The organism is Flavobacterium sp. NPDC079362 (assembly GCF_050267765.1).
GTDB lineage: Bacteria > Bacteroidota > Bacteroidia > Flavobacteriales > Flavobacteriaceae > Flavobacterium > Flavobacterium azizsancarii.
The window spans coordinates 212452-237089 of record NZ_JBNNFM010000002.1 but is presented as its reverse complement, the minus strand read 5'-3'; the positions used below and the strand labels follow the sequence as shown (position 1 = coordinate 237089).

Annotated in this window: 22 protein-coding genes; 17 read left to right on the top strand and 5 right to left on the bottom strand. The window is 32.6% G+C overall.

The genetic code is table 11. The features are described from left to right. Positions 1 to 38: 38 nt before the first annotated feature. The 5 genes from ACQKCJ_RS03275 to ACQKCJ_RS03255 form a co-directional block, all read right to left on the bottom strand. Positions 39 to 425: a DUF4258 domain-containing protein gene (locus ACQKCJ_RS03275; protein ID WP_271336622.1), complete on the bottom strand. Its 387-nt coding sequence runs from the start codon at positions 423 to 425 to the stop codon at positions 39 to 41. Between the two features lie 36 nt (positions 426 to 461). Beyond that, positions 462 to 1661, bottom strand: coding sequence for an alanine dehydrogenase (locus ACQKCJ_RS03270; RefSeq protein WP_072963546.1), 1200 nt, complete (start codon positions 1659 to 1661; stop codon positions 462 to 464). An 83-nt stretch (positions 1662 to 1744) separates the two neighbouring features. Next, positions 1745 to 2218, bottom strand: a complete 474-nt coding sequence (locus ACQKCJ_RS03265; RefSeq protein WP_427401347.1) for a GNAT family N-acetyltransferase — start codon at positions 2216 to 2218, stop codon at positions 1745 to 1747. A gap of 114 nt (positions 2219 to 2332) precedes the next feature. Then, positions 2333 to 2740 carry a tRNA (adenosine(37)-N6)-threonylcarbamoyltransferase complex ATPase subunit type 1 TsaE gene (tsaE, locus tag ACQKCJ_RS03260; protein ID WP_427401346.1) on the bottom strand — a complete coding sequence of 136 codons (408 nt, stop codon included), beginning with the start codon at positions 2738 to 2740 and terminating at the stop codon, positions 2333 to 2335. A 178-nt stretch (positions 2741 to 2918) separates the two neighbouring features. After that, entirely contained in the window at positions 2919 to 4472 is a 1554-nt protein-coding gene (locus ACQKCJ_RS03255) for a bifunctional response regulator/alkaline phosphatase family protein (RefSeq protein ID WP_271336625.1), read from the bottom strand. A gap of 221 nt (positions 4473 to 4693) precedes the next feature. Here ACQKCJ_RS03255 and ACQKCJ_RS03250 point away from each other — a divergent pair, with 221 nt between their 5' ends. From ACQKCJ_RS03250 to fabG, 17 genes are all read left to right on the top strand, one after another. Beyond that, positions 4694 to 5923, top strand: a complete 1230-nt coding sequence (locus tag ACQKCJ_RS03250; RefSeq protein WP_427401345.1) for an HD domain-containing protein — start codon at positions 4694 to 4696, stop codon at positions 5921 to 5923. 39 nt (positions 5924 to 5962) lie between these two features. Next, positions 5963 to 7006: a UDP-3-O-(3-hydroxymyristoyl)glucosamine N-acyltransferase gene (gene lpxD / locus ACQKCJ_RS03245; RefSeq protein WP_427401344.1), complete on the top strand. Its 1044-nt coding sequence runs from the start codon at positions 5963 to 5965 to the stop codon at positions 7004 to 7006. Then, positions 6999 to 8387, top strand: a complete 1389-nt coding sequence (locus ACQKCJ_RS03240) for a bifunctional UDP-3-O-[3-hydroxymyristoyl] N-acetylglucosamine deacetylase/3-hydroxyacyl-ACP dehydratase (RefSeq protein WP_271336628.1) — start codon at positions 6999 to 7001, stop codon at positions 8385 to 8387. Before lpxD ends, ACQKCJ_RS03240 begins: the two co-directional genes overlap by 8 nt. 73 nt (positions 8388 to 8460) lie before the next feature. Then, entirely contained in the window at positions 8461 to 9246 is a 786-nt protein-coding gene (lpxA, locus tag ACQKCJ_RS03235; RefSeq protein WP_271336629.1) for an acyl-ACP--UDP-N-acetylglucosamine O-acyltransferase, read from the top strand. A 92-nt stretch (positions 9247 to 9338) separates the two neighbouring features. Then, complete coding sequence (gene efp, locus ACQKCJ_RS03230) at positions 9339 to 9905, top strand: elongation factor P (RefSeq protein ID WP_271336630.1); 567 nt, start codon at positions 9339 to 9341, stop codon at positions 9903 to 9905. Positions 9906 to 10040: 135 nt separating this feature from the next. Continuing rightward, positions 10041 to 10970: a UDP-3-O-(3-hydroxymyristoyl)glucosamine N-acyltransferase gene (locus tag ACQKCJ_RS03225; RefSeq protein WP_271336631.1), complete on the top strand. Its 930-nt coding sequence runs from the start codon at positions 10041 to 10043 to the stop codon at positions 10968 to 10970. Between the two features lies 1 nt (position 10971). Beyond that, on the top strand, positions 10972 to 11334 hold the full coding sequence (locus tag ACQKCJ_RS03220; protein ID WP_271336632.1) for a nuclear transport factor 2 family protein: 363 nt from the start codon (positions 10972 to 10974) through the stop codon (positions 11332 to 11334). Positions 11335 to 11418: 84 nt separating this feature from the next. Further along, positions 11419 to 12291, top strand: coding sequence for a succinate--CoA ligase subunit alpha (gene sucD / locus ACQKCJ_RS03215; protein ID WP_047775108.1), 873 nt, complete (start codon positions 11419 to 11421; stop codon positions 12289 to 12291). Positions 12292 to 12445: 154 nt separating this feature from the next. Next, a complete protein-coding gene (locus ACQKCJ_RS03210) occupies positions 12446 to 12871 on the top strand; it encodes a hypothetical protein (protein WP_271336633.1) in 426 nt (141 codons plus the stop codon). A 392-nt stretch (positions 12872 to 13263) separates the two neighbouring features. Further along, positions 13264 to 13875, top strand: a complete 612-nt coding sequence (locus ACQKCJ_RS03205; protein ID WP_271337571.1) for an RNA polymerase sigma factor — start codon at positions 13264 to 13266, stop codon at positions 13873 to 13875. Positions 13876 to 13965: 90 nt separating this feature from the next. Continuing rightward, on the top strand, positions 13966 to 15081 hold the full coding sequence (locus ACQKCJ_RS03200; protein ID WP_427401343.1) for a FecR family protein: 1116 nt from the start codon (positions 13966 to 13968) through the stop codon (positions 15079 to 15081). 233 nt (positions 15082 to 15314) lie between these two features. After that, on the top strand, positions 15315 to 19028 hold the full coding sequence (locus ACQKCJ_RS03195; protein ID WP_271337569.1) for a SusC/RagA family TonB-linked outer membrane protein: 3714 nt from the start codon (positions 15315 to 15317) through the stop codon (positions 19026 to 19028). An 11-nt stretch (positions 19029 to 19039) separates the two neighbouring features. Beyond that, complete coding sequence (locus tag ACQKCJ_RS03190) at positions 19040 to 20524, top strand: RagB/SusD family nutrient uptake outer membrane protein (RefSeq protein ID WP_271337568.1); 1485 nt, start codon at positions 19040 to 19042, stop codon at positions 20522 to 20524. Positions 20525 to 20543: 19 nt separating this feature from the next. Continuing rightward, entirely contained in the window at positions 20544 to 21404 is an 861-nt protein-coding gene (locus ACQKCJ_RS03185) for a zinc-binding metallopeptidase (protein WP_271337567.1), read from the top strand. Positions 21405 to 21445: 41 nt separating this feature from the next. Then, complete coding sequence (locus tag ACQKCJ_RS03180; protein WP_271337566.1) at positions 21446 to 22780, top strand: DUF4302 domain-containing protein; 1335 nt, start codon at positions 21446 to 21448, stop codon at positions 22778 to 22780. 592 nt (positions 22781 to 23372) lie between these two features. Next, positions 23373 to 23579, top strand: a complete 207-nt coding sequence (locus tag ACQKCJ_RS03175; RefSeq protein WP_271337565.1) for a hypothetical protein — start codon at positions 23373 to 23375, stop codon at positions 23577 to 23579. Between the two features lie 253 nt (positions 23580 to 23832). Next, on the top strand, positions 23833 to 24579 hold the full coding sequence (gene fabG, locus ACQKCJ_RS03170) for a 3-oxoacyl-[acyl-carrier-protein] reductase (RefSeq protein WP_271337564.1): 747 nt from the start codon (positions 23833 to 23835) through the stop codon (positions 24577 to 24579). The last annotated feature ends 59 nt before the right edge of the window (positions 24580 to 24638 follow it).

The window sequence follows — 24638 nt, the reverse complement described above, 5'->3', positions numbered from 1 at the left end:
AAGTGAAAAGAAAGTTCGATTAATTTAGATTTAAGGAACTATTTTTCTAAAGGCTTCTTTATAATTTCATCCAGAACAGCTTTGTTTTCATAATTAATTACTTTAAGAATAATTTCCTGATTTTTTACTGTTTTTCCTTCAATGATATATAGTTTTCCTTTTTTGAAAGGCACATTGCTCTGATCAAAATCAACGTCTCCAAATTTTAATGTGTTTTTGATATCAGCTGTATCAACCCATTTTTCATTCAGAACCTGAATTGCTTTTTCAGAATACTGAAAAGGTTTTGTGCGCAAAGTATTTAAAACTCGGGCATTCGGGAAATAGTTGCAACGGGTATCTTTTCCGCTAAAAACAAGGGCTACAAAAAAGCATCCCATAACTAAACCAACTAAATAATAAGCGAAACGATGTGCGAACTTCATGAAATAAAATTTTTGCAAAGGTACATTAAAGTTCTCTTAAAATACAAGTAAATTGATGTCGTTGTCAGGTAAATCAAACCATTCGCCAATTGCTTTGTTCGTTAAAATTCCGTGATATAAGTAAATTCCGTTTTTTAAACCTTTATTACATCTAATAGCACTTTCTAATCCGCCATCTTCAGCTATTTGAAGTAAATACGGAGTTAAAATATTACTTATTGATAATGAGGCAGTTTTAGAATATCTCGAAGGAATATTTGGAACGCAATAATGCAAAACATTACTTTTTATAAAAGTTGGTTTTTCGTGGGTCGTAACTTCTGAGGTTTCAAAACAACCTCCGGTATCAATACTCACATCGACTATTACGGCACCTTTTTTCATGTGCTCAACCATAGTTTCTGTAACTATAATAGGACAACGTTCTTTGCCGCGCATAGCACCAATAGCGACATCGCAACGACGTAAAGCTTTTAATAAGGCTTTTTGCTGCACTGTAGAAGTAAAGATTCTTTGATTTAAATTATTTTGTAAACGACGTAATTTTGTAATCGAATTGTCAAAAACTTTCACGTTTGCACCTAAACCAATAGCGGTTTTAGCCGCAAATTCGCCAACAGTTCCAGCGCCTAGAATCACAACTTCGGTAGGAGGTACGCCAGTAATGTTTCCAAATAAAAGTCCTTTTCCAAACTCGTCAGTAATCATTAATTCGGCAGCAATAAGTATAGAAGCTGTTCCGGCAATTTCACTTAATGATTTTACAGCAGGATAAGATCCGTCTTCATCTTTAATATATTCAAAAGCAAGTGCTGTGATTTTTTTTTGAGCCAGAGCTTCAAAATATTCTTTCTTCTTGGTTTTTAACTGTATAGCCGAAATGATAATTGTTTCAGGATTAATCATTTTAATCTCGGCAAGCGTTGGAGGCTCTACCTTTAATAGCAGTGGACATCCAAAAACTTTTTTAGTATCTTTTGTTACTTCAGCTCCTGCATCAGAATATTCTTTATCAGAGTAACTTGAGCTCTCTCCGGCGCCAGATTCAATCATGACGCGATGACCTTCATAAGTAAGCGAATTTACAGCATCTGGCGTCAGGCAAATGCGACGTTCCTGATAACTTGTTTCTTTGGGAATCCCTATAAAAAGTTCGCTTTTGAATCGGCCAATTTCAAGTTTTTCTTCTTGTGGCAACAATTGTTGCTTCGTAAATGGAGTTAAAGTAATTGACATGGGTGGTGCAAAAATTAAGAGTACAAATTACGTAAAAAGTTTTAGAATCAATGTAAAAATTCTGCTAATACTACAAGATGAAATTATGGTATATTTTTCTCCATTTTAATGTCAGCTCTTTCATAGCTCACATCACCTAAAGGGATTTCGGTAAAACCAAATTTTTCATACAGATGAATTGCCGGAAGTAACTTTCGATTTGAATATAAAAATAGTTTCCTGATGTTATTTTCTTTAGCTACAGCCATACAGTGAACTAATAATTCATTTCCAATTCCTAGACCTTGCGCTTTATCTGAAACTGCCATTTTACTCAATTCAAAAGTCATATCATCTTCTTTGAGTAAAGACACAGTTCCAAGAATTTCATTATTATATCTGGCATAATAAATAAATCCGCCTTTATCGATAATTTCTTCCTGAGGATTCGAGAGTACAATCTCGTCATTTTCTTCAACTCTGAAATATTTTTGAAGCCATTCCTTATTTAAGGTTTTAATTGGCTCTTTTAGGGCTGGAGAGAAAGGGATTATTTCTACTGTATTTTCGAGGTTCATTTTATATGTATGTTATTTCACAGAAATTAACGAAGAAGTTCTACAAAGGCCCGTAAATTTTTAATAGAAAAACCTTTGTGTTTCTCTACGAAATATTGGCAAATTTCTATAGAATTAAACTAGTACTAATTTTCTTTTTCCATCAGCCATTAGCTCAATTGTAACTACGGAATGTTCTTCGGGAATAAGATTTTCAATTTTTTCTGACCATTCGATAAAACACCAGTTTCCGGAATATAAATAATCATCAACTCCCATATCGAGCGCTTCTGTTTCTATATTTAAACGGTAAAAGTCAAAATGATAAACAATCTGATTATTAGTTGTGTAATATTCGTTAACTAAAGAAAAGGTTGGACTGCTTGTAGCTTCTTCGACGCCGAGACTTTTGCATAATTGTTTGATTAAAGTAGTTTTTCCAACGCCCATTTCTCCATTAAAAAGAATGATTTTTTTTGGATTTGACGCTAGAATTTTCTCTGCTACTTCCTGAATTTGATCTAATGAAAAAACGATATTCATTGTACTGTATTTAATGTGACTGCCTGCTAAAGCAGACTATTTTTTGCCACAAAATTCACAAATTTTCACAAATTAAAAATTAAATAAGAGTATTTATTAAAAAAAATAATTTGTGAAAATTTGCGAAATTTGTGGCAACTTTTCTTTACTGCAAACTGAGACTGAAAACTCTTTTTTACTATTTAGGATTAAATACCAGAAACGGAATAATCATTTCTTCTAGTGAGATTCCGCCATGTTGATATGTATTTCTATAATAACTTACATAATGATTGTAGTTATTTACATAAGCCAAAAAGAAATCATTTTTAGCAAATATAAACGAGCTGCTCATATTTATGGCTGGCAAACCAATATCCTTTGGTTCTTTTACAACATAAACATCTTTTTGCTCGTATGTTAAACTACGACCAGTTTTATAACGCAAATTTAGACTTGTATTTTTATCTCCAACTACTTTCGATGGATTTTTTACATTAATTGTTCCGTGATCGGTGGTAAGAATTAATTTAAAACCTAGAAGTTGAGCTTGTTGGATAATCTCTAAAAGCGGAGAGTTCTTAAACCAGCTCAGCGTCAAAGAGCGATACGCTTTATCATCTGATGCAAGTTCTTTTACTACATCCATTTCGGTTTTGGCGTGCGACAACATGTCAACAAAATTATAGACTACCGTTACCAAATCATTGCCTTTTAAAGCTTTAAAGTTCTCGGCTAATTTTTTTCCACCGGCATAATTGGTGATTTTAAAGTAATCTTCTTTAATGTTTAGTCCTAAACGTTTTAATTGCGCGCTTAAAAACTCTGCTTCATACAGGTTTTTTCCACCTTCTTCAACGTCATTTTTCCAGTATTGCGGAAATTGTTTTTCCATTTCTGTAGGCAATAGACCAGAGAAAATAGCATTTCTCGCATATTGTGTTGCAGTTGGAAGTATAGAAAAGTAGGGAACTTCTTTTTCTAGTTTATAATAATTAGCTACAACAGTCTCAAATGATTTCCATTGGTCGTAACGCAAATTGTCAATTACAACAAATAAAATCGGCTTATCTTTCTTTTTGATTTCAGGAACTACTAATTCTTTGAATAAAGTATGGGATTGAATTGGTTTTTCGGCTTTTGGAGCAAACCAGTCTTCGTAATTTCTTTCGATAAATTTACCGAATTGCGAATTGGCTTCTACTTTCTGAGACTCAAGAATCTCAATCATTCCCTGATCATTGATGTTTTCTAATTCTAATTCCCAGAATATTAGTTTTTTATATAGTTCTACCCAATCTTCATAAGAATTGACCATTGCCATTTCCATCGAAATTTTTCTAAATTCTTTTTGGTAATCTAAAGTTGTTTTTTCGGAAATTAACCTTGAATGATCCAGGTTTTTCTTTAAACTTAATAAAATCTGGTTGGGATTTACTGGTTTTATCAAATAATCAGCGATTTTAGAACCAATAGCCTCTTCCATTATATATTCTTCCTCACTTTTAGTGATCATAATCATCGGAGTAGCTGATTTTTTTTCCTTCATTTCTGAAAGGGTTTCCAGACCACTCATTCCTGGCATGTTTTCATCTAAAAAGACAATGTCAAAATTACCTTCTTCAAATAAGGTAATAGCATCCAAACCATTATTACAAGTGGTTACAGCGTAGTTTTTTTTCTCGAGAAATAATATGTGGGGCTTTAAAAGATCGATTTCATCATCGACCCAAAGTATTTTTATCTTATCCATAAACGTGTTTAATTTTAATGCAATTTAGATGTATAGAACTTAAAAAGTATTAAAAATAGTATAAATTTCCGTATCACAAATGATGTTTTTTTTATAAAAACTTATTTCAAATTAAGTATTCCCTTGAAAATCACAACAATTTAATGTTGATTTTTAAATGAAAAACGCAAAGCTGTTTATGGTTATTTACTTATATTTGTTGACCTAAAAATAACCAAATAGTGACTCATATCAATAAGTTAAAAATATTCAACGACCCTATCTACGGGTTTATTTCTATCCCGAACGAACTTATTTACGACTTAATCCAGCATCCGTATTTTCAGCGTTTACGCCGTATTTCGCAAATGGGAATGTCGTATTTAGTTTATCCCGGAGCGAATCATACGCGTTTTCATCATGCATTGGGCTGTATGCATTTAATGCAAAAAGCAGTTGAAACACTTCGTTTCAAAGGTGTTGCAATTTCATCTGAAGAAGAAAATGCTTTGTTTATTGCTATCTTACTCCACGACATTGGTCACGGGCCATTTTCGCACGCTATGGAAAAAAGTATCGTGGAAGATGTGAATCACGAGGCAATTTCATTATTGTTTATGAATCAGCTAAATGAAGAGTTTGACGGAAAATTAAGTTTAGCAATTCAGGTTTTTAAAGGTGATTATCATAGAAAATTCATGTTGCAGCTGATCTCTAGTCAGTTGGATATGGACCGAATGGATTATCTAAAACGTGATAGTTTTTATACTGGAGTCGCAGAAGGTAACGTTAATTCTGAGCGCCTGATCCAGATGATGAACGTTGTTGACGGAACTTTGGTTATTGAAGAAAAAGGAATCTATTCTGTTGAGAAATTCTTACTTTCGAGAAGATTAATGTACTGGCAGGCTTATTTACATAAAACAAGTTTGGTAGCGGAGTTAATTTTGATGAATGTTCTAAAAAGAGCGAAAGAATTAACATTAAAAGGAATTAGTTTGCCTTGCAGCGAGCCGCTTTTGTATTTTATGCAAAATAAGGTGACTTTGGAGGATTTTGATACTGAGAAGTTGGATTTATTTGCTCAACTAGATGATTTTGATATTATTAGCGCCTTAAAAGCATGGCAAAAGCAAGATGATTTTATATTGTCTACTTTGAGTAAGATGTTGATTAATAGGGATTTATTAAAGATTAAATTAAGCGCTGAGAAAATTTCGGCGGAAGAGTCTCAATCTTTAAAAGAAGATTTTGCTAATAAGCATCATATCACACAGTTAGAGGCTGGTTATTTTATTTTTAGAGGAAAAATAAAAAATCAGGCCTACAGTAAAGAAGCTGAACCGATACGAATTTTGAAAAAAGATAAAACAATTGAGGATGTCGTAGAAGCATCTGATCAGCTGAATTTGAAATCGTTATCTAAATTGGTAACAAAATATTACATCTGTTTTCCAAAACAACTTATCTAAAATTAACATTTAAAATCTATTTTTTATATTTTTGTCGCAATGAAATTTACAGCAGAACAAATAGCGGGGATTTTAGAGGGAGAAGTTGTTGGGAATCCCAATGCAGAAGTTTCTCGGCTCTCTAAGATAGAAGAAGGGGAGGAAGGATCTCTTACTTTTTTGGCTAATCCAAAATATATCAATTACATATATACTACAAAAGCTTCAGTAACGATTGTTAATGACAGCTTTATACCTGAACAGGAAATTACCACAACTTTAATTAAAGTAGAAGATGCTTACGCTTCGTTTTCTAAGCTTTTACAATTTTACAATCAGGTAAAATTGAATAAAAACGGAATAGAAGCACATTCTTTTATGTCTGAAGGGACTAAATATGGCGAGAATTTATATTTAGGAAGCTTTAGTTATATAGGACAAAATGTTGTGCTGGGTGATAATGTAAAAATTTATCCTAACAGTTTTATTGGCGATAATGTTGTTATTGGTGATAATGTGTATATTTTTGCAGGTGCTAAAATTTATTCTGAAACTATTATTGGTAACAATTGTACGATTCATTCAGGAACTATTATTGGTGCAGACGGATTTGGTTTTGTTCCGGATGAAGAAGGAGTGTATAGCAAAGTTCCTCAAATTGGGAATGTCGTTATAGAGGATAATGTTGATATTGGAGCAAATACTACAATAGATCGCGCAACTCTTGGTTCTACAATAATTAGAAAAGGAGTTAAATTAGACAATCAAATTCAGATTGCCCATAATGTAGAAATTGGTAAAAACACTGTAATTGCAGCGCAATCCGGTGTGGCTGGTTCTACAAAAATAGGAGAAAACTGTATGATTGGCGGGCAAGTAGGTATTGCAGGTCACTTAATAATAGGTAATAATGTCAGACTGCAGGCTCAATCCGGAGTAGCAAGAAACATTAAAGATGATGAAACGCTACAAGGGACACCGTCTCTTGCTTATACTGATTTTAATAAATCGTATGTGCATTTTAGAAATCTACCTAAAATTGTAGCCGAAATTGATGATTTAAAAAAACAAATAATAAACCCAAAAAATGGAAATAATGGTTAAACAGAAGACCATCAAAAATGAAATTTCACTAACAGGCGTTGGATTACACACTGGAAAAGAAGTTACAATGACTTTTAAACCGGCTCCAATTAATAATGGTTTCACTTTTGTTAGAGTAGATTTGCAAGGTCATCCCGTGATCGAAGCAGATGCTAATTATGTTGTTAATACGCAAAGAGGTACTAATTTAGAAAAATTAGGTGTAAAAATTCAAACCCCTGAACACGTTTTAGCGGCACTAGTTGGTTGCGATTTGGATAACGTTATTATAGAATTGAACGCGTCTGAACTTCCTATCATGGATGGTTCTTCGAAATATTTTGTTGAAGCGATTGAAAATGCCGGTATTGAAGAACAAAATGCTAAACGTAACGTTTATGTAGTAAAAGAAGTTATTTCGTTTACTGATGAAACTACCGGAAGCGAGATTTTGGTAATGCCAAGCGATGATTATCAGGTAACTGCAATGGTTGATTTTGGTACTAAAGTTTTGGGTACTCAAAATGCAACTATGAAAAGCATAGCTGACTTTAAAGAGGAAATTGCTAATTCAAGAACTTTTAGTTTTTTACATGAGTTAGAGTCTCTTTTAGAGAACGGACTTATAAAAGGTGGAGATTTAAACAATGCCATTGTATATGTAGACAAAGAAATTTCTGACGCTACAATGGAGAATTTAAAGAAAGCGTTTGGTAAAGACAAAATTTCTGTTAAACCAAATGGTGTTTTAGATAATCTTACTTTACACTATCCAAATGAAGCCGCAAGACATAAATTATTAGATGTTGTTGGAGATTTATCTTTGATTGGAGTTAGAATTCAAGGGAAAATTATAGCTAATAAACCTGGACACTATGTAAACACTCAGTTTGCCAAAAAACTGGCTAAAATCATCAAAATTGAACAAAGAAATCATGTTCCCGTTTATGACTTAAATTTGGAACCATTGATGGATATTCATAAAATTATGGCCGTGTTGCCGCACAGACCTCCATTTTTATTAATTGACAGAATTATAGAAATGTCTGATAGTCATGTGGTAGGAATGAAAAATGTTACAATGAATGAAAATTTCTTTGTTGGACATTTTCCTGAAGCTCCGGTTATGCCGGGTGTTTTAATTGTGGAAGCAATGGCACAAACAGGAGGGATTTTGGTATTAAGTACTGTTCCTGACCCTGAAAATTACTTGACATATTTCATGAAAATTGACAATGTTAAGTTTAAGCATAAAGTATTGCCTGGTGATACCTTAATTTTTAAATGCGAATTAATTTCTCCTATCAGAAGAGGAATTTGTCACATGCAGGCAAATGCATACGCAAATGGAAAATTGGTAACAGAGGCAGAATTAATGGCTCAAATTGCAAGAAAACAATAATAATTAATCATTTTTATTGTTTACGTTTGTTGCCCAAATTAGACTATTTTAATATAAAATATAAAACTTACAGATGAATCAACCATTAGCATATGTTCATCCCGGCGCTAAAATCGCTAAAAATGTTGTAATTGAGCCTTTTACAACAATTCACAATAATGTTATTATTGGTGACGGTACTTGGATTGGTTCAAATGTAACCATCATGGAAGGTGCCCGAATTGGTAAAAATTGTAATATTTTTCCAGGTGCAGTAATTTCAGCCGTACCACAAGATTTAAAATTTGGAGGAGAAGATTCTTTAGCTATTATAGGTGATAACTGTACTATTAGAGAGTGTGTAACGATCAATAGAGGTACAGTTGCTTCAGGACAAACAATTTTAGGTAATAATTGTTTAATTATGGCTTATGCTCACATTGCACACGATTGTGAGATTGGTAATAATGCAATTATTGTAAATGGTGTTGCATTGGCAGGTCACGTTGTTGTTGGTAATTACGCCGTTATTGGAGGTTTGGCAGCTATTCATCAATTTATTCATATTGGTGATCATGCTATGATTTCTGGTGGATCTTTGGTTAGAAAAGATGTTCCGCCATATACAAAAGCAGCAAAAGAACCGTTATCTTACGTAGGAATCAATTCAGTAGGTTTAAGAAGAAGAGGATTTAGTACTGAAAAAATTAGAGAAATTCAGGAAATTTACAGAATTTTATACCAGAAAAACTACAATACAACACAAGCTTTAAGTATTATTGAAGCCGAAATGGAAGCTACTCCTGAGAGAGATGAGATTTTAGATTTTATCAGAAATTCATCAAGAGGAATTATGAAAGGTTATTCAGGAAATTATTAGATAAAAGTTGAATCGTTTATTTGTGAATCGTTAAATCGAAAACAGATAAACGATTTAACGATTCAACAAAATATTAAATAAAACAAAACAAAATGGCATCTACATCAGATATTAGAAACGGATTGTGTATTAAGTTCAATCACGATATTTATAAAATCGTTGAATTTCTTCACGTAAAACCTGGAAAAGGACCTGCTTTCGTAAGAACAAAATTAAGAAGTTTAACTACAGGAAGAGTATTGGACAATACATTTTCGGCAGGACACAAAATAGAGGATGTACGTGTTGAGACACATACTTATCAGTTTTTATATGCTGAAGGAGATGAGTTTCATTTTATGAATACAGAATCTTTTGAGCAAATTTCTTTGAATAAAGCAATTTTGGATGCTCCGGGATTGTTAAAAGAAGGAACAAATGTTATGGTTCAGGTTAATACTGAAACTGATTTGCCTTTATCTGTAGATATGCCTGCTTCTGTAATTCTGGAAATTACTTATGCTGAGCCAGGAGTTAAAGGAAATACAGCTACAAATGCTACAAAATCTGCTACGGTAGAAACTGGCGCAACTGTAAATGTTCCTTTGTTTATCAATGAAGGTGATAAAATTAAAATCGATACAGCTTCAGGGAATTACATGGAGCGTGTAAAAGAGTAGTTTCTTAATTGGATAATTTGTCAATGAGTCAATTAGAAAATTAGTGAATCATCACAATTTTGAGTATTCATTTTCTGATTGACACATTTTCTAATTGGCACATTTTCTAATTGACAAATTTTCTAATTTAAATATATGAAATTTCCAAAGATTCATTCTTTACAAGAAATTGCAAATTTGCTTCAATGCGAATTTATAGGTGATCAAAACTTTCCGGTTTCTGGCATGAACGAAATACATGTCGTTGAACCTGGAGATATTGTTTTTGTCGACCACCCAAAATATTATGACAAAGCTTTACAATCAGCAGCTACTATTGTTTTAATAAATAAAAAAGTAGATTGTCCGGAAGGTAAAGCTCTTTTAATTTCTGATGATCCTTTCAGAGATTTTAATACCCTGACCAAGCATTTTAGGCCTTTTCAAGCTACGACTGTTTCTATTGCTCTTTCTGCAACTATTGGAGAAGGAACAGTAATTCAGCCTAATTGTTTTGTTGGGAACAATGTTACAATTGGTAAAAACTGTTTGATACATCCTAATGTTACAATTTATGATCATACAGTAATTGGTGATAATGTAATCATTCATGCCGGAACTATTTTAGGAGCTGATGCGTTCTATTATAAAAAACGTCCTGATGGTTTCGATCAGTTACTTTCAGGAGGAAGAGTTGTGATTCAGGATAATGTGGGTATAGGTGCGCTTTGCACAATCGATAAAGGGGTTACTGGTGATACCACTATTGGCGAAGGAACAAAACTCGATAATCAGGTACACGTTGGGCATGATACTGTAATTGGTAAAAAATGTCTAATCGCGTCACAAACTGGTATTGCAGGTTGTGTTATCATCGAAGACGAAGTTACAATTTGGGGTCAAGTTGGTACTACCAGCGGCATCACAATAGGAGCTAAGGCTGTTATTATGGGACAGACCGGAGTAACTAAGTCAGTAGAAGGAGGTAAATCATATTTTGGAACTCCAATCGAAGAATCAAGAGAAAAGTTAAAACAATTGGCCAATATCAAAAAGATTCCTGAAATTTTAAATAAATTGAAGTAATATGTCTATTAAAGAATTTGTTCAGAAATTTTACAAGTCAGATGCCTTAATTGATAGCGAAATCATGAAAACCTATTTGCATCCCGATGTAAAGTTAGATTGGAATAGCACGAAAGGATTAATTGAGATGGATCATAATTCGATGTTAGATATGGCGAATGAGCTAAGTCGTGCTTATGTACGATCAAAAGTAAGAATAAGCCATATTTTAGCCGAAGACGACTTGGTTTCAGTTCGATATTCTCATTTTGTGAAAACGATTGAAAACCCAAGAGAAGAGATGTTATTGGCACATTTTGCTATAATTTGGCAAATAAAAGATGATAAATTATATCGAGGTTATCAAATGAGTCAATTTTCTTAATTTTTTTGAAGACAAAAAGGTTAAAATACGTTACAAAACCTTACTTTTGCATCACAATTTTAAAAACTACATAAAATATATATCATGAGTGTTTTAGTTAATAAAGATTCCAAAATAATTGTTCAAGGATTTACAGGAAGCGAAGGAACTTTCCACGCTTCTCAAATGATTGAGTACGGTACTAATGTTGTTGGTGGTGTTACTCCGGGTAAAGGAGGAACGAGCCATTTAGATCGTCCGGTTTTTAATACAGTAAAAGATGCTGTTGAGCAAGCTGGAGCTGATACATCTATCATTTTTGTACCACCAGCTTTTGCTGCTGATGCAATTATGGAAGCTGCTGATGCTGGAATCAAAGTAATTATTGCTATTACAGAAGGAATTCCTGTAGCAGATATGATTAAAGCAAATAATTATGTTAAAGAAAGAAATTCTAGATTAATCGGGCCAAACTGTCCGGGAGTAATCACTCCGGGTGAAGCTAAAGTTGGTATTATGCCAGGTTTCGTTTTCAAAAAAGGAACAGTTGGTATCGTTTCTAAATCGGGAACTTTAACTTATGAAGCTGCTGACCAGGTTGTAAAACAAGGTTTAGGAATTACTACAGCTATTGGTATTGGTGGAGATCCAATTATTGGAACTACAACTAAAGAAGCTGTTGAATTATTAATGAACGATCCAGAAACTGAAATTATCATCATGATTGGTGAAATTGGAGGTCAATTAGAAGCTGATGCCGCTAAATGGGTTAGAGCTGATGGTAACCGTAAACCAGTTGTTGGTTTTATCGCTGGAGAAACTGCTCCTGCTGGTAGAACAATGGGGCACGCAGGTGCTATTGTTGGTGGTTCTGATGATACAGCTGCTGCTAAAAAACAAATTATGAGAGACAACGGAATTCACGTTGTTGATTCGCCAGCTGAAATTGGTAAAAAAGTAAAAGAAATATTAGGATAATTTCTAATATTCAAAATAATAAATTCCAAAAAAAAGTCTCAATATTTTGTTGAGACTTTTTTACATTTTTAAAATGTGCGGAACAAAATTAAAAATCTCAGCAACTTAGTCCCTATATCTATCAGGATAGACTTAGAAGCTTAAAATAAGAAATATGTACAAAGAATTAGAAAAATTTAAAGTAAGCAATAGTTTTACTTTTACAACAGAAGACAGTTTAGAACAAGTTTGCAATGCTCCTGAGGCTGGCGCAGGTGTTTTTGTTGTTTATGCTGTTGGTGATGAAAAAGAGTTAATTATGGTAGGTTCTACAGGAACTGTTCAAAATGATGGAACTCTTAAAAGTAAAAATGGCGGATTGTATGATAAAATTGTAAACGGTCATCAATTTGCTAAAACCGGAAGAAAATATTCTTGGCCGGCACAAATGAAGTTAGAAGGTATCTCTACTCTTGAAGTTGTTTGGTACGAAACTTATAACGCAGATGTAAAAGGAATTCCTACTGCAGTTGAAGGTCAGGTTTTGCAAAATTTCTTAGATGAAAATGCAAAATTACCAAAATGGAATGTAGCTTTCTAAAAGCTTTTTTTCGAATAAAAATTATCAAAAGCCTTGCTATTTATTTAGTGAGGCTTTTTTTGTTCAAAATCCTAAAATCTGTATGTTAAATTTTTTAAGGGACAAAGTATTTAATTTGTTAAAAAAAAATTTAAATTAAATGGTAATTTAATCTTACAAAAATAAACATTAACAAAAAACTAAAATATTTTTTTTATCGCTTCAATCCGCAGTAAGTCAATAAACAGTGACTGTTCCTGATGTTAGGAAACCATCTTTTTTATGTAAAAAAATTTGTTTTATATATTTGCTTTTATATATTTATCGCACAGAAATAAAGGATAATGTTAAAAAACCGTATTCTTTATGTTAAAACCAAGTGCTTATTTTTAAGAATTCTACCCAAAATTAATATGAAGGCCAAAACTTTACAATTCAAGACTTTTGATGATAATACACTTTGGAATAACTTGAAAGATGGAGATGAAAAATCATTCTCAATTTTATTTGAGAAATATTATACAGATTTAGTTCGTTACGGAAATTCACTTTCACCATTTGCAGAGAAAGTACAAGATTGTGTACAGGACGTCTTTACAGACATCTGGGTTTATCGTAACGGATTACAAAATTCGGTTGTAGTAAAAGCTTATTTATTATCAAGTGTACGTAAGCGAATTGCACGATTGCACGAACGTGATCGTATTTTTCGTAAAGCGACTAGTACAGATACAATAGCATTCCTTTTAGAGTTTTCAGTAGAAAATGACCTTGTAGATGATGATTATGCAACGAGGGAGAAAGTTGTTCATTTGAATAAATTATTAAATGATTTGCCATCGCGCCAAAAGGAGGCTTTGTATTTACGCTACCATCAAGGTTTGACAGTAGAACAAATTGCCGAAATGTTAGAAGTTAATTATCAATCAGCAAGCAACCTCTTACACCGCGGTCTGCTTACATTACGTAAGGAATGGAAGGGGAGTTTTTCGTTAATTTTTCTACTATCTTTAACTGCATGTTAAATTTGTTTTAAAAAAAATAAAAAAAAATCACAATTTAGTGAGTATATAATAAGAAAAGTGTCCTCTATGTTTTTGTAACCTTATTTTTAAATGCAAAAACGTAACAAATATACCGAAATTGAAGATTTTTTATCTGACGAATCATTCCAGTCATGGGTTTTATTTAAAACTGATGAGAATGGTTGGGAAGAATGGACTTTAGAAAGTCGCCAACGTGCTAAGTTGGTAGAAGACGCAAGATTATTATTGTTGGCTATGAAAGTGCCAGATTCAAATTTGACTGCATCTGATATCCACAATGCGTTACAAACTACATGGATTAAAATTGAAGAGAAAGAAAATCAAAACAGTTCAATTCAGGATTCGAAAATAAATTTTTTTAGAAAATATTTCCTTAGTGGTGCTGCAGCTATTTTAGTTTGTGGCCTGATATCAGTTTGGTTTTATCAAAATCAAATTGGCCCCAAAAGTAATGTAATTACGTATAAAGAACTTATAGATGAAAATAGTGAAGGATTAGTTGAGCAGACTAATAATTCAAATAAACCACAAATCATCACATTGTCTGACGGCAGTTCTGTTTTATTGCAACCAAATAGTAAATTAAGTTATCCTAAAATCTTTACCGGAAACGAAAGAAAGGTGTATTTATCCGGCGAAGGTTTCTTTGAAATTAGTAAAAATCCTAAAAAGCCTTTTTTTGTTTATGCAAACGAAATCGTTACAAAGGTAGTTGGAACTAGTTTTAGAGTTAAAGCTTATTCTGATCAGCCTGATGTAGAAGTTCTTGTGCGCACCGGTAAAGTTAGGGTAAAATCTAATGATTTATTAGCTAAATCTAATCAGAAAGAAGTGGTTTTACTACCCAACCAGGCACTCCGTTTTTTACGAAGTGATTTGAGTTTTAACAAAATTACAAACATTACCCAAGATGTCGCTTTGACTCGTAATGTTGGTAATATTGAGCAGTTGAGTTTCGAATTTACCGATATTCCTGTATCACAGATTTTTCAAACAATCGAACAAGCTTATCTGGTAGACATTGATTACCCTAAAAATAAACTAAAAGATTGTCACCTTACCACTTCACTTAGTGATCAGCCATTGACAGAAAAACTAAAAATTGTCTGTAATAGCATAGGCAATAATACCAGTTTTGAAATGAATGGAAATCAAATTATCATTACGTCTGAGGGATGTAATTAATACTACTGTATAACTGTAATTGTATAGTTGGATTTAAATAAAAAAAACAACCAAAAACTAAATTAAAACCAATAGTGAATGCCTATGTAAAAGATTATAATGCAGAAAAAAAGTGCCGAAATGCTGTAACATTACCGACACTTAAATTTATTTGAATTGCTCTCTGTAAAGAGTAATTCGTAACGTTTCTTAAAATACACTCGAATCAGTATTAATCAAAACAATCCAAAATTATGAAAAAACCAGTTGTTAAACAACGATTACTCCATCGAATCATGAAAATAACACTATTTCAGTTTGTCTTGGCGCTTGTATTTTCAAGTGTTGCCATGGCAAATAATGTAAATGGGCAAAAAAAATTAGATACAAAGGTTACTATTAATGTTGATAATTTAACATTAGACAATGCGCTATCTAAGTTGGAGAAGTCTGCCCACGTAAAATTTTCTTATAACTCAAGGTTGCCTCAGCTTGCTCAAAAGGTAAGTATAGATGCAGATCAGGAAGTGCTGTCAAGCATTCTTAACCGAATTTTAATACCTTTTAATATAACCTATACTGAAGTAAGCAATCAAATTGTTTTACAAAAAAATACCGCTGATTCTTTTACAAGTTCAGACGCCAGTAATTCACTGTTTGCAATATTAACTGCAGGTCCAATTATCAAAGGTGTGGTTACAGATGCTAATGGTAGCCCATTACCAGGAGCTACGGTTTCTGTAAAAGGTACAAAAAATGCAGTTCTTACTGATTTTGATGGTAGGTTTACTATCGAAGTACCTTCTAATAGTGATAAACTTGTAATTTCTTATGTTGGAATGGAGTCCAAAGAAATTGGAATATCGAACACTAGTCCAACTATTGTCTTAAATGATGAAGGACAAAATTTAAAAGAAGTTGTAGTAACTACAGGTTACGAAAAAACATCTAAGAGAACCTTTACTGGAGCTATCAGCAAAATTTCTGGTGCAGAATTAAAAGTTGATGGTGTAGTAGATGTAAGCAGAATGATCGAGGGTAAAGCTGCCGGTGTAACTGTGCAAAATGTAACAGGTACTTTTGGTACAGCTCCTAAAATTACAGTGCGTGGATCTTCATCTATTTTTGGGGACACAAAACCTTTATGGGTTATTGATGGAGTTGTTCAGGAAGATATCATAAATGTTTCATTTGCTGATTTGGCTTCTGGAAATTCATCAACATTATTAAGTTCATCTGTAGCGGGTTTAAATGCTAACGATATCCAAAGTATTGAAATTCTTAAAGACGCATCAGCAACATCTATCTATGGTTCAAGATCGTTAAACGGAGTTGTGGTTGTTACAACTAAACAAGGACGTAGAGATTCACCATTAAAAGTGAGTTATTCACTTGAAAACACAGTGAGAACAGTACCAAGTTATACACAATATGACATCTTGAACTCTCAGGAATCTATGAGTGTTTTTCAGGAAATGAAACAAAAAGGATATCTTGATTTAAGTTCTTCTTACACAGGAAGATTTGGAGGAGCATATAATATCCTTGCAAAAGAGATCAACCGTTATAATGAAACAAATGGTCAGTACGGTGTTAGAAATGAACAATCAAATATTAATCAGTTCTTAAAAAAATACGAACTAGCTAATACAGATTGGTTTAGTGTTTTATTTAGACCTTCGATTACTCAAAATCACTCTTTAAGCTTTTCTGGTGGTGGAAAAAATAATACATTTTATGCTTCTTTAGGTTATTATACAGATCCAGGATGGACTATTGCTGATAACGTAAAGCAGTTAACATCAAATATTAAAGGAACATTTTTTATAAATGATAGATTGAACATTACGTTATCTACGATGGGATCTATTCGTGACCAAGAAGCTCCTGGAGCTTATGATAGTAAAAAAGATGTTGTATTTGGAAAAACAGCCAGAGATTTTGATATTAATCCGTTCAACTATGTTTTAAGTACTAGCAGAACATTAAGACCTTATGATGATAATGGTAATCTGGAATATTATCAAAACAACTGGGCACCAATGAACATTGTGAATGAATTAGAAAATAACACTTTAGGAATTAAAGTAAATGATATTCGTTTTCAGGTAGATTTAGATTATAAAATCAATAAACATTTAACTTATAACCTTACCGGTTCTGCGCGTTATGCAAATACATCAAGAGAGCACAAGATTTTAGAAGGCTCGAATGTAGTAGCAGCATACAATGCAGGCGTTGGAGATAACGTAAATACACAAATACAAAAAGATAATGTATTCTTGTATCAGGATCCTACGGATTTAACTATACCAAAAGTTTCCGTATTGCCAAGTGGTGGTTTTCTAAGAAAATACACTAATGATATGACTTCTTATAACGTTAGAAATAGTGTTACTTATAGAAATATTTTTAAAGAAAAACATGAAGTAGAAGGTTTCTTTGGTACAGAATTAAGATCAGTGGATCGAAACAATGATAATTTTACAGCTGTAGGTATTCAATATGATAAAGGACTTACTTCTTTTATTGATCCTAAAATGATCGAGAAAATTGTAAATGGAGGTGATTCATATTACGAATTTGGCGCAGAAAGAGAAAGGACTGTTGGTTTCTTTGGTAAAGTTGGATATACTTATGATCGTCGTTATACAGCTTCGTTGACTGGTCGTTATGATGGATCTAACAGACAAGGAGATACAGGGTCTTCAAGATGGTTGCCTACTTACACAGTTAGTGGAAAATGGAACGTTGCTGAAGAAAAATTCATGAAAAACGTTGAGTCAATCAATACTTTAGCTTTGAGAGCTTCTTATGGACTTACAGCAACAGCTGGACCTGCAACAAATTCATTAGCAATTTATAAAAGTTTTATTACAGACCGTTTTAATCTTTCAGATAGAGAAAATGCGATAAAAATCGAAGATTTACAAAACAAAGATTTGACTTGGGAAAAACAATATGAAACTAATATTGGTTTAGATCTTGGAATGTTTAATAACAGAGTGCAGTTAACTACAGACGTTTACAGCCGTAAGGCATTTGACTTAATTGACTATGTAATTACGTCTGGTGTTGGCGGACAATCTGTCAAACAAGGTAACAATGCTGATATGGAAACTAAAGGTATTGAGTTGGGGTTTACTACTCAAAATATTGTAACTAATAACTTTAAGTGGTCAACAACATTAAACTTTTCTGTTTACAATCAAAAAATCACAAAATTAGCAAACAAACCTTCAGTTTATGATCTGGTAGATTCCAATGGAGGTAATACAGTAGGACACCCTAGAAATTCAATATATTCTTATCAGTTTACCGGATTGAATAATCAAGGATTACCTACTTTTATTTTACAGGACGGAGCAGAAAATAATATTACAAAAGCTAATTTTCAAGATACTAAAGACGTTGCAAATTACTTAAAATATGAAGGATCTATTGAACCTAATAAATCAGTTGGTTTAGCCAATACATTTTCTTATAAAAGCTGGTCGTTATATGTATTTATTGTTGGATCCGGAGGAAATAAAGTTCGTCTAAATCCTGTTTACAGTAACGAGTATAACGATTTGACAGTTTTTACAAAAGAATTTAAAAATAGGTGGATAAGTCCAGGAGATGAAAATAGTACAAACGTTCCTGTTATTGCAGATAAATTATTAAATAGAAATTATGGGGAAAGCGATTTACAAATAGCTTATAATACTTATAATTATTCTGATGTAAGAGTTGCTGATGGTGATTTTTTGCGATTAAAGAATATTTCGCTTAGTTGGGAATTTCCTAAAGATTTTAAAAGAAAGTTAGGTGTTAGTGCATTCACCTTAAAAGGTTCAGCAGTAAATCCCTGGTTGATTTATTCAGATAAAAGATTACACGGCCAGGACCCTGAGTTTCGTAATACAGGAGGAGTTGCATTTCCAATAACTTCTCAATATACATTTACTTTAAATGTTTCATTCTAATATAGTTAATTATGAAAAATATAAAAATAGCACTTTCATTAGTATTACTTGTTAGTATTAGTAGTTGTGATGAATTTCTTTCAGAAGTGCCAGATAACAGAACACAAATAAATACACCAGAAAAGATCTCAGAATTATTAGTAACCGCTTATCCTAACAGGACGTATATGGCGATTGCAGAAACAATGTCTGATAATGTATTCGATAGTGCATTACCAGGGTCAGACTTGGACAATAAACAAAGTTACAACTGGGAAATGCAGACTCAATTTGCAGAAGATACAGAGGCAGCATTTTGGAATTCTTCCTATAAGGCTATAGCAGCTGCAAATCAAGCCTTAGAAGCTATCGATCAATTGGGTAACCTAACTAGTTTGAATCCTCAAAAGGGAGAGGCATTAATAGCAAGAGCTTATTCTCATTTTATGTTGGTTCAATTATGGGCAAATAGATACAACCCTGCGACAGCTGCTACGGATTTAGGGGTTCCGTATATAACAGAGCCGGAAGGAGCTTTATTAGTAAAATACAAACGAAACACAGTTAAGGAAGTATTTGATTTTATCGAGAAAGACATTAATGAAGGATTGAAATATGTTACTAGTAATTATAAAGAACCAAAGTACCATTTTAATGTAGAGGCTACAAAAGCTTTTGCCAGTCGTTTTTATTTAGTAAAAGGAGATTGGGATAAGGTACTTGAGTTTTCAAATGGATTGGGCTCAAAACCGACTACTCTTAGAGATTATGCAGCTTTTAATGCAGTTGCTTTTGCTCAGATGCCTATTGAATATTCTAAGGTAGAGCAAGCAACAAATTTATTAGTAGCTTATCCGGAATCAATCTGGAGTAGAAGCTTTACAAATAGATTTACTCTGGCAGGAAACAAAGTAGATTTAATTTTAGGAAAAGAAACTAGTCTTTTTAATAAAGCCTGGTTAATACGTGCAGCAGGCCAATACAAAGGGGGGCAAACGGTTTTGGTACCTAAGCTTTATGAGTATTTTAAATATACAAATTTAACAGCAGGTGTTGGTGATCCTTATACCAGTACAGTTCTTTTAAGTAATGATGAGTTTTTCCTGAATAGAATTGAAGCACATGTAATGAAAAATCAAATTACAGAAGCGAATGCTGAATTAGAATACTTTTTAGCAACAAGAACTTCAGGATACAATCCAGCGACAGATAAGTTAACACAAGCAAAAGTGATAGAAAAATTTCCAGTAATAGCAGATGAGTTTACACCGTTTTATCCGCTAACTCCTGTACAGGCTTCTTATATAAAAGCTATTGCAGAAGCAAGAAGAAGAGATTTTTTGCATGAGGGTGTTAGGTGGTTTGATATCAAGCGTTTTAATCTTGTTGTAGAACACGATACTTTTGAGTTTGGGCAAGTATCAAGACATAATGTTTTAGTAAAAGATGACAAACGTAGAGCATTACAGATACCAGTTAGAGCTTCTGATAATGGAATCGAACTAAATCCTAGATAAAAATTTAATTTAATTTATTATGAAAATATTAAAAAGATATAAAACGATTTTAATGATTACAGGGACAATATTATTTATTTCTTGTGCACATGAAGATCAGCCTACAGAAAGTCAATTAGATTTTTCACAGTCTACTAAAACGGAATTAGACAAATGGATTGATACTGGTTTCTTGGATCCTTATAATATCAAAGTATATTATGAATGGAATCAAAATCTGGTAGATAATACTCGTTATTTATTTCCACCAACTATAGAAAAGGTAAAGCCAGCTCTTGAGATTGTTAAAACAATATGGATAGACAGTTACACGACTATAGGAGGTGCGAATTTTGTAAAGAAAATTGCACCAAGAGAATTTGTTTTAGTAGGAGGGGTAAACTTAAATACAACTGGTACAAGAACATTAGGTTTAGCAGAAGGAGGACAAAGAGTTACACTTTTTCAGGTAGATTATTTAAATAAAAATAGCAGACCGGATGTTACTGAGTTTATTCATACTATTCAGCACGAGTATGTGCACATTCTAAATCAAACTAAACCTTTTGATGAACAGGCCTGGTCTAAATTAACACCGTCAGGATATACTACCAGTTGGTATGTTGAAGAAATTGAAGATTCAAGAGAATTAGGTTTTATAACAAGTTATGCAAGATTAAATATTTATGAAGATTTTGCAGAAACCGCTTCTACAATATTAACAAGCTCTAAAGCAGAATATGCTGCAATTCTTGCAAGTATTACAGATCCTGCAGGTAAAGCAAGTATTCAAAAGAAAGAAGCTATTGTAGTACAATATTATAAAGATGCCTTTAATATGGATTTCTATGCTTTAAGAGATGAGGCACAAAAAAATACAGATGCAGTTCTTAAAAAGTAATTATAAATAATAATGAGCAATAATTAATAAAAATCAATATTATGAAAATAAAATATATATATAAGTATTTATTAGTTGCTTTTGCGGCAATACTACTAGGTTCTTGTACGAGTACAGAAGCTGATTCGAAATTTGATCAGAACCCTATAGATAGATTAAATGCTAGGGAAAAAGAATTAAATGATTTATTGCTTTCTTCCGCAGATGGGTGGAAAGCGGTTTATTATACAGATAGTACACAATTAGGAGGATTTACACATTTATTCAAATTTCTGCCTGACGGAAAAGTAGATATGGCATCAGATTTCGATGGAGATACCGGTGTTAAAAGAAGTCAGTATGATATTCAATTAGGAAGTACAGTAAGTTTAGTTTTCACAACAGCTAGTAGAATACATCTGTTATCAGAGTCAGATAATTATCCTACCGCGGCCCTTAGAGGTAAAGGATATTTGGGTGATTTCCAATTTTTCTATTACGGTCAGGAGAATGGAGATATTATTTTTAAAACAAACAGGAATTTTAAGGAATTAAGATTTGTAAAAGCGAAACCACAGGACTGGACAGATTTACCTAAAAACACTCCAATAATTGAAAAGATTACAGGAGGAATAACTAGCCCCTTGTTTAGATTGTTAGAAATTAATGATGGTAGTGCAGTGAAGTTATTCGATTTTGATTTCAATCCAAAAGCGCGTTTTGGTATTGCAACATCTTTAGATGCCTCTACAAATCAAATTTATAATCTGGCTCTTTCCTATACTCCAACAGGTGCTATTGTTAAACCAGCTTTAGTGGTAAAAGGACAAAAATTATCAAATTTTGTTTATGATAGTGTCAGCAATAATTTTATCGCTACAGGTACCGGAGGAGTTAGTGCTACTATTAGATTCTCAAATGCACCGCCAAGATTAACTGATGATTATAAAATATTACTCCCGGGTAAAATATTTACTAACTTTGGTTATTATGTTGGTGATTTTACGGAAAGCGCACCTACAAATTCACAATTATTTAAAAAGGAACTTGCTGGAATTAACGCTGCTTTACCAGCAGGCGTATCAGTATCATCTATACAGATTTATACAAATCATTCCCTTGGAAATTTCATCTATTATACATTTGTAGGAAGAGCAGCTATCTTCCATTACGTAGATGTTGTAGAAGATGCGACTGGTAAAAAAATTATCCTGAAACATAAATCTTGGTCAACAGGTACAGTTCCAGCATTTCTTAAGAATTTCGATAGTTATCTAACAGATCCTAGTGGAATCTATGTAAAAAAAGAAAGTTACAAATTAACTTATTCAAATACTGTTTACACCTTTACTGGTGCTTCAAGTTCATTTAGAATGAACACTTGGCAACTTAATTAATTATTTTTGATAAAAGGCAGTTCAATTGAATTGCCTTTTTTTAAGCTAAATCATAGAAAGAAAGTTAGACGCTTAATTTGTGAAAAAAATTAAAAATAGTAATTTAATAAAATATGATGAAGAAGGTTTTTATCCCAATAAATATTGTTGTTTTTTATGAGGCTTAGCGTTGGTAACTATTTCAGGAATATATCCGGAATACAACAGATATTATTTATAGCTTTTAATTTTAGTCTTGATTTTAATAATTACTATTGATCTAAAAAAAAAGAGAAAAGAGGACAAACTTAATAATACTGAAAATTTTAAATTTTCAATGTATAGCATATTAATTTCAGCAGTTATACTTGGAATTTTATTTTTCGCCATAAGCCAAAATTAAATATTCAATTTAACATGAAAAGAAAAAGCAACTCAAAAATGAGTTGCTTTTTTCTTTTCATGTAATTAGAGTTAAATCTTATAAAAAATCATTTTAATAGATGTTTTTTCGTATTTTTATATTGAAAATCAAATAGTTGTGTTTGGTTTTTTGTCTGAAACTCAACAGATAAAAGGATTGAGTATATAAACATCAAACAATTTAATCATTATGTTAAAAACAATTTTGAATTTTAAAGGAGTAGAGATTTTGAGTCGTAACGAGCAAAAAAATATTGCAGGTGGCGGAAACACCTTAACTTATGATTGTGAAAAGGGAGACGGTGCGGTAATGGGACAATATCTAACACCCTGTATAAATCAGCCAGTACCTAAGTGCTTTGAAACAGTAGATGGAGATGGCCCACTGTGTCCATAATTTTATAAGACATTTTTAATAATTAAACCGTTTCACAATCTGAAGCGGTTTTTTTTATCTACATTATTTTTAAAGAAACTTCCAAATTCATAATTTATACTATTGTTATTTTTTTAAAAAGGGAATTATCATATATTTGACAAGTCATTCATAGCTTTGATAAATGCAATATACTTTTCTGTTTTTTAGCAAGGAAAAAAATATAGTGGATATCGAGATTAAGCTACAAATAAATATTAAATTAATTTTGAATATGAAATTACTAGAAGGAAAAGTTGCCATTATTACAGGCGCTAGTCGTGGAATTGGAAGAGGAATTGCAGAAGTTTTTGCTAAACATGGTGCAAATGTGGCGTTTACATATAGCTCATCTGTAGAATCTGCTCAGGCTCTAGAAGCTGAGTTAAACGGTTTAGGAATAAAAGCAAAAGGATACCAGTCGAATGCCGCCGATTTTAATGAATCACAAACTTTTGTTGATGCTGTTTTAGCTGATTTTGGAACAGTTGATATTTTAATTAATAACGCAGGAATTACAAAAGATAATTTATTAATGCGTATGTCTGAAGCTGATTTTGATCAGGTTATTGATGTAAACCTGAAGTCAGTATTTAATATGACAAAAGCGATTCAGAAGACTTTCCTAAAACAACGCGCAGGTTCAATCATTAATATTAGTTCTGTTGTTGGGGTTTCCGGAAACGCAGGACAAACAAATTACGCCGCTTCTAAAGCAGGTGCAATTGGTTTTACAAAATCTGTAGCATTAGAGTTAGGTTCCCGTAATATTCGTTGCAATGCAATTGCTCCTGGATTTATTGAAACTGAAATGACTGCAAAATTACCGGAAGATGTAGTAAAAGGATGGAGAGACGGAATTCCGTTAAAACGTGGCGGAACTGTTGAAGATGTTGCAAATGCATGTCTTTTCCTAGCGTCAGATATGAGTGCTTATGTTACAGGGCAAGTGCTTAATGTTTGCGGAGGAATGCTTACTTAAAAAGTTAATTGTTTATGGCTTGTTGTTTATTGTTCTGCAACCATAAACTAAAAACTATA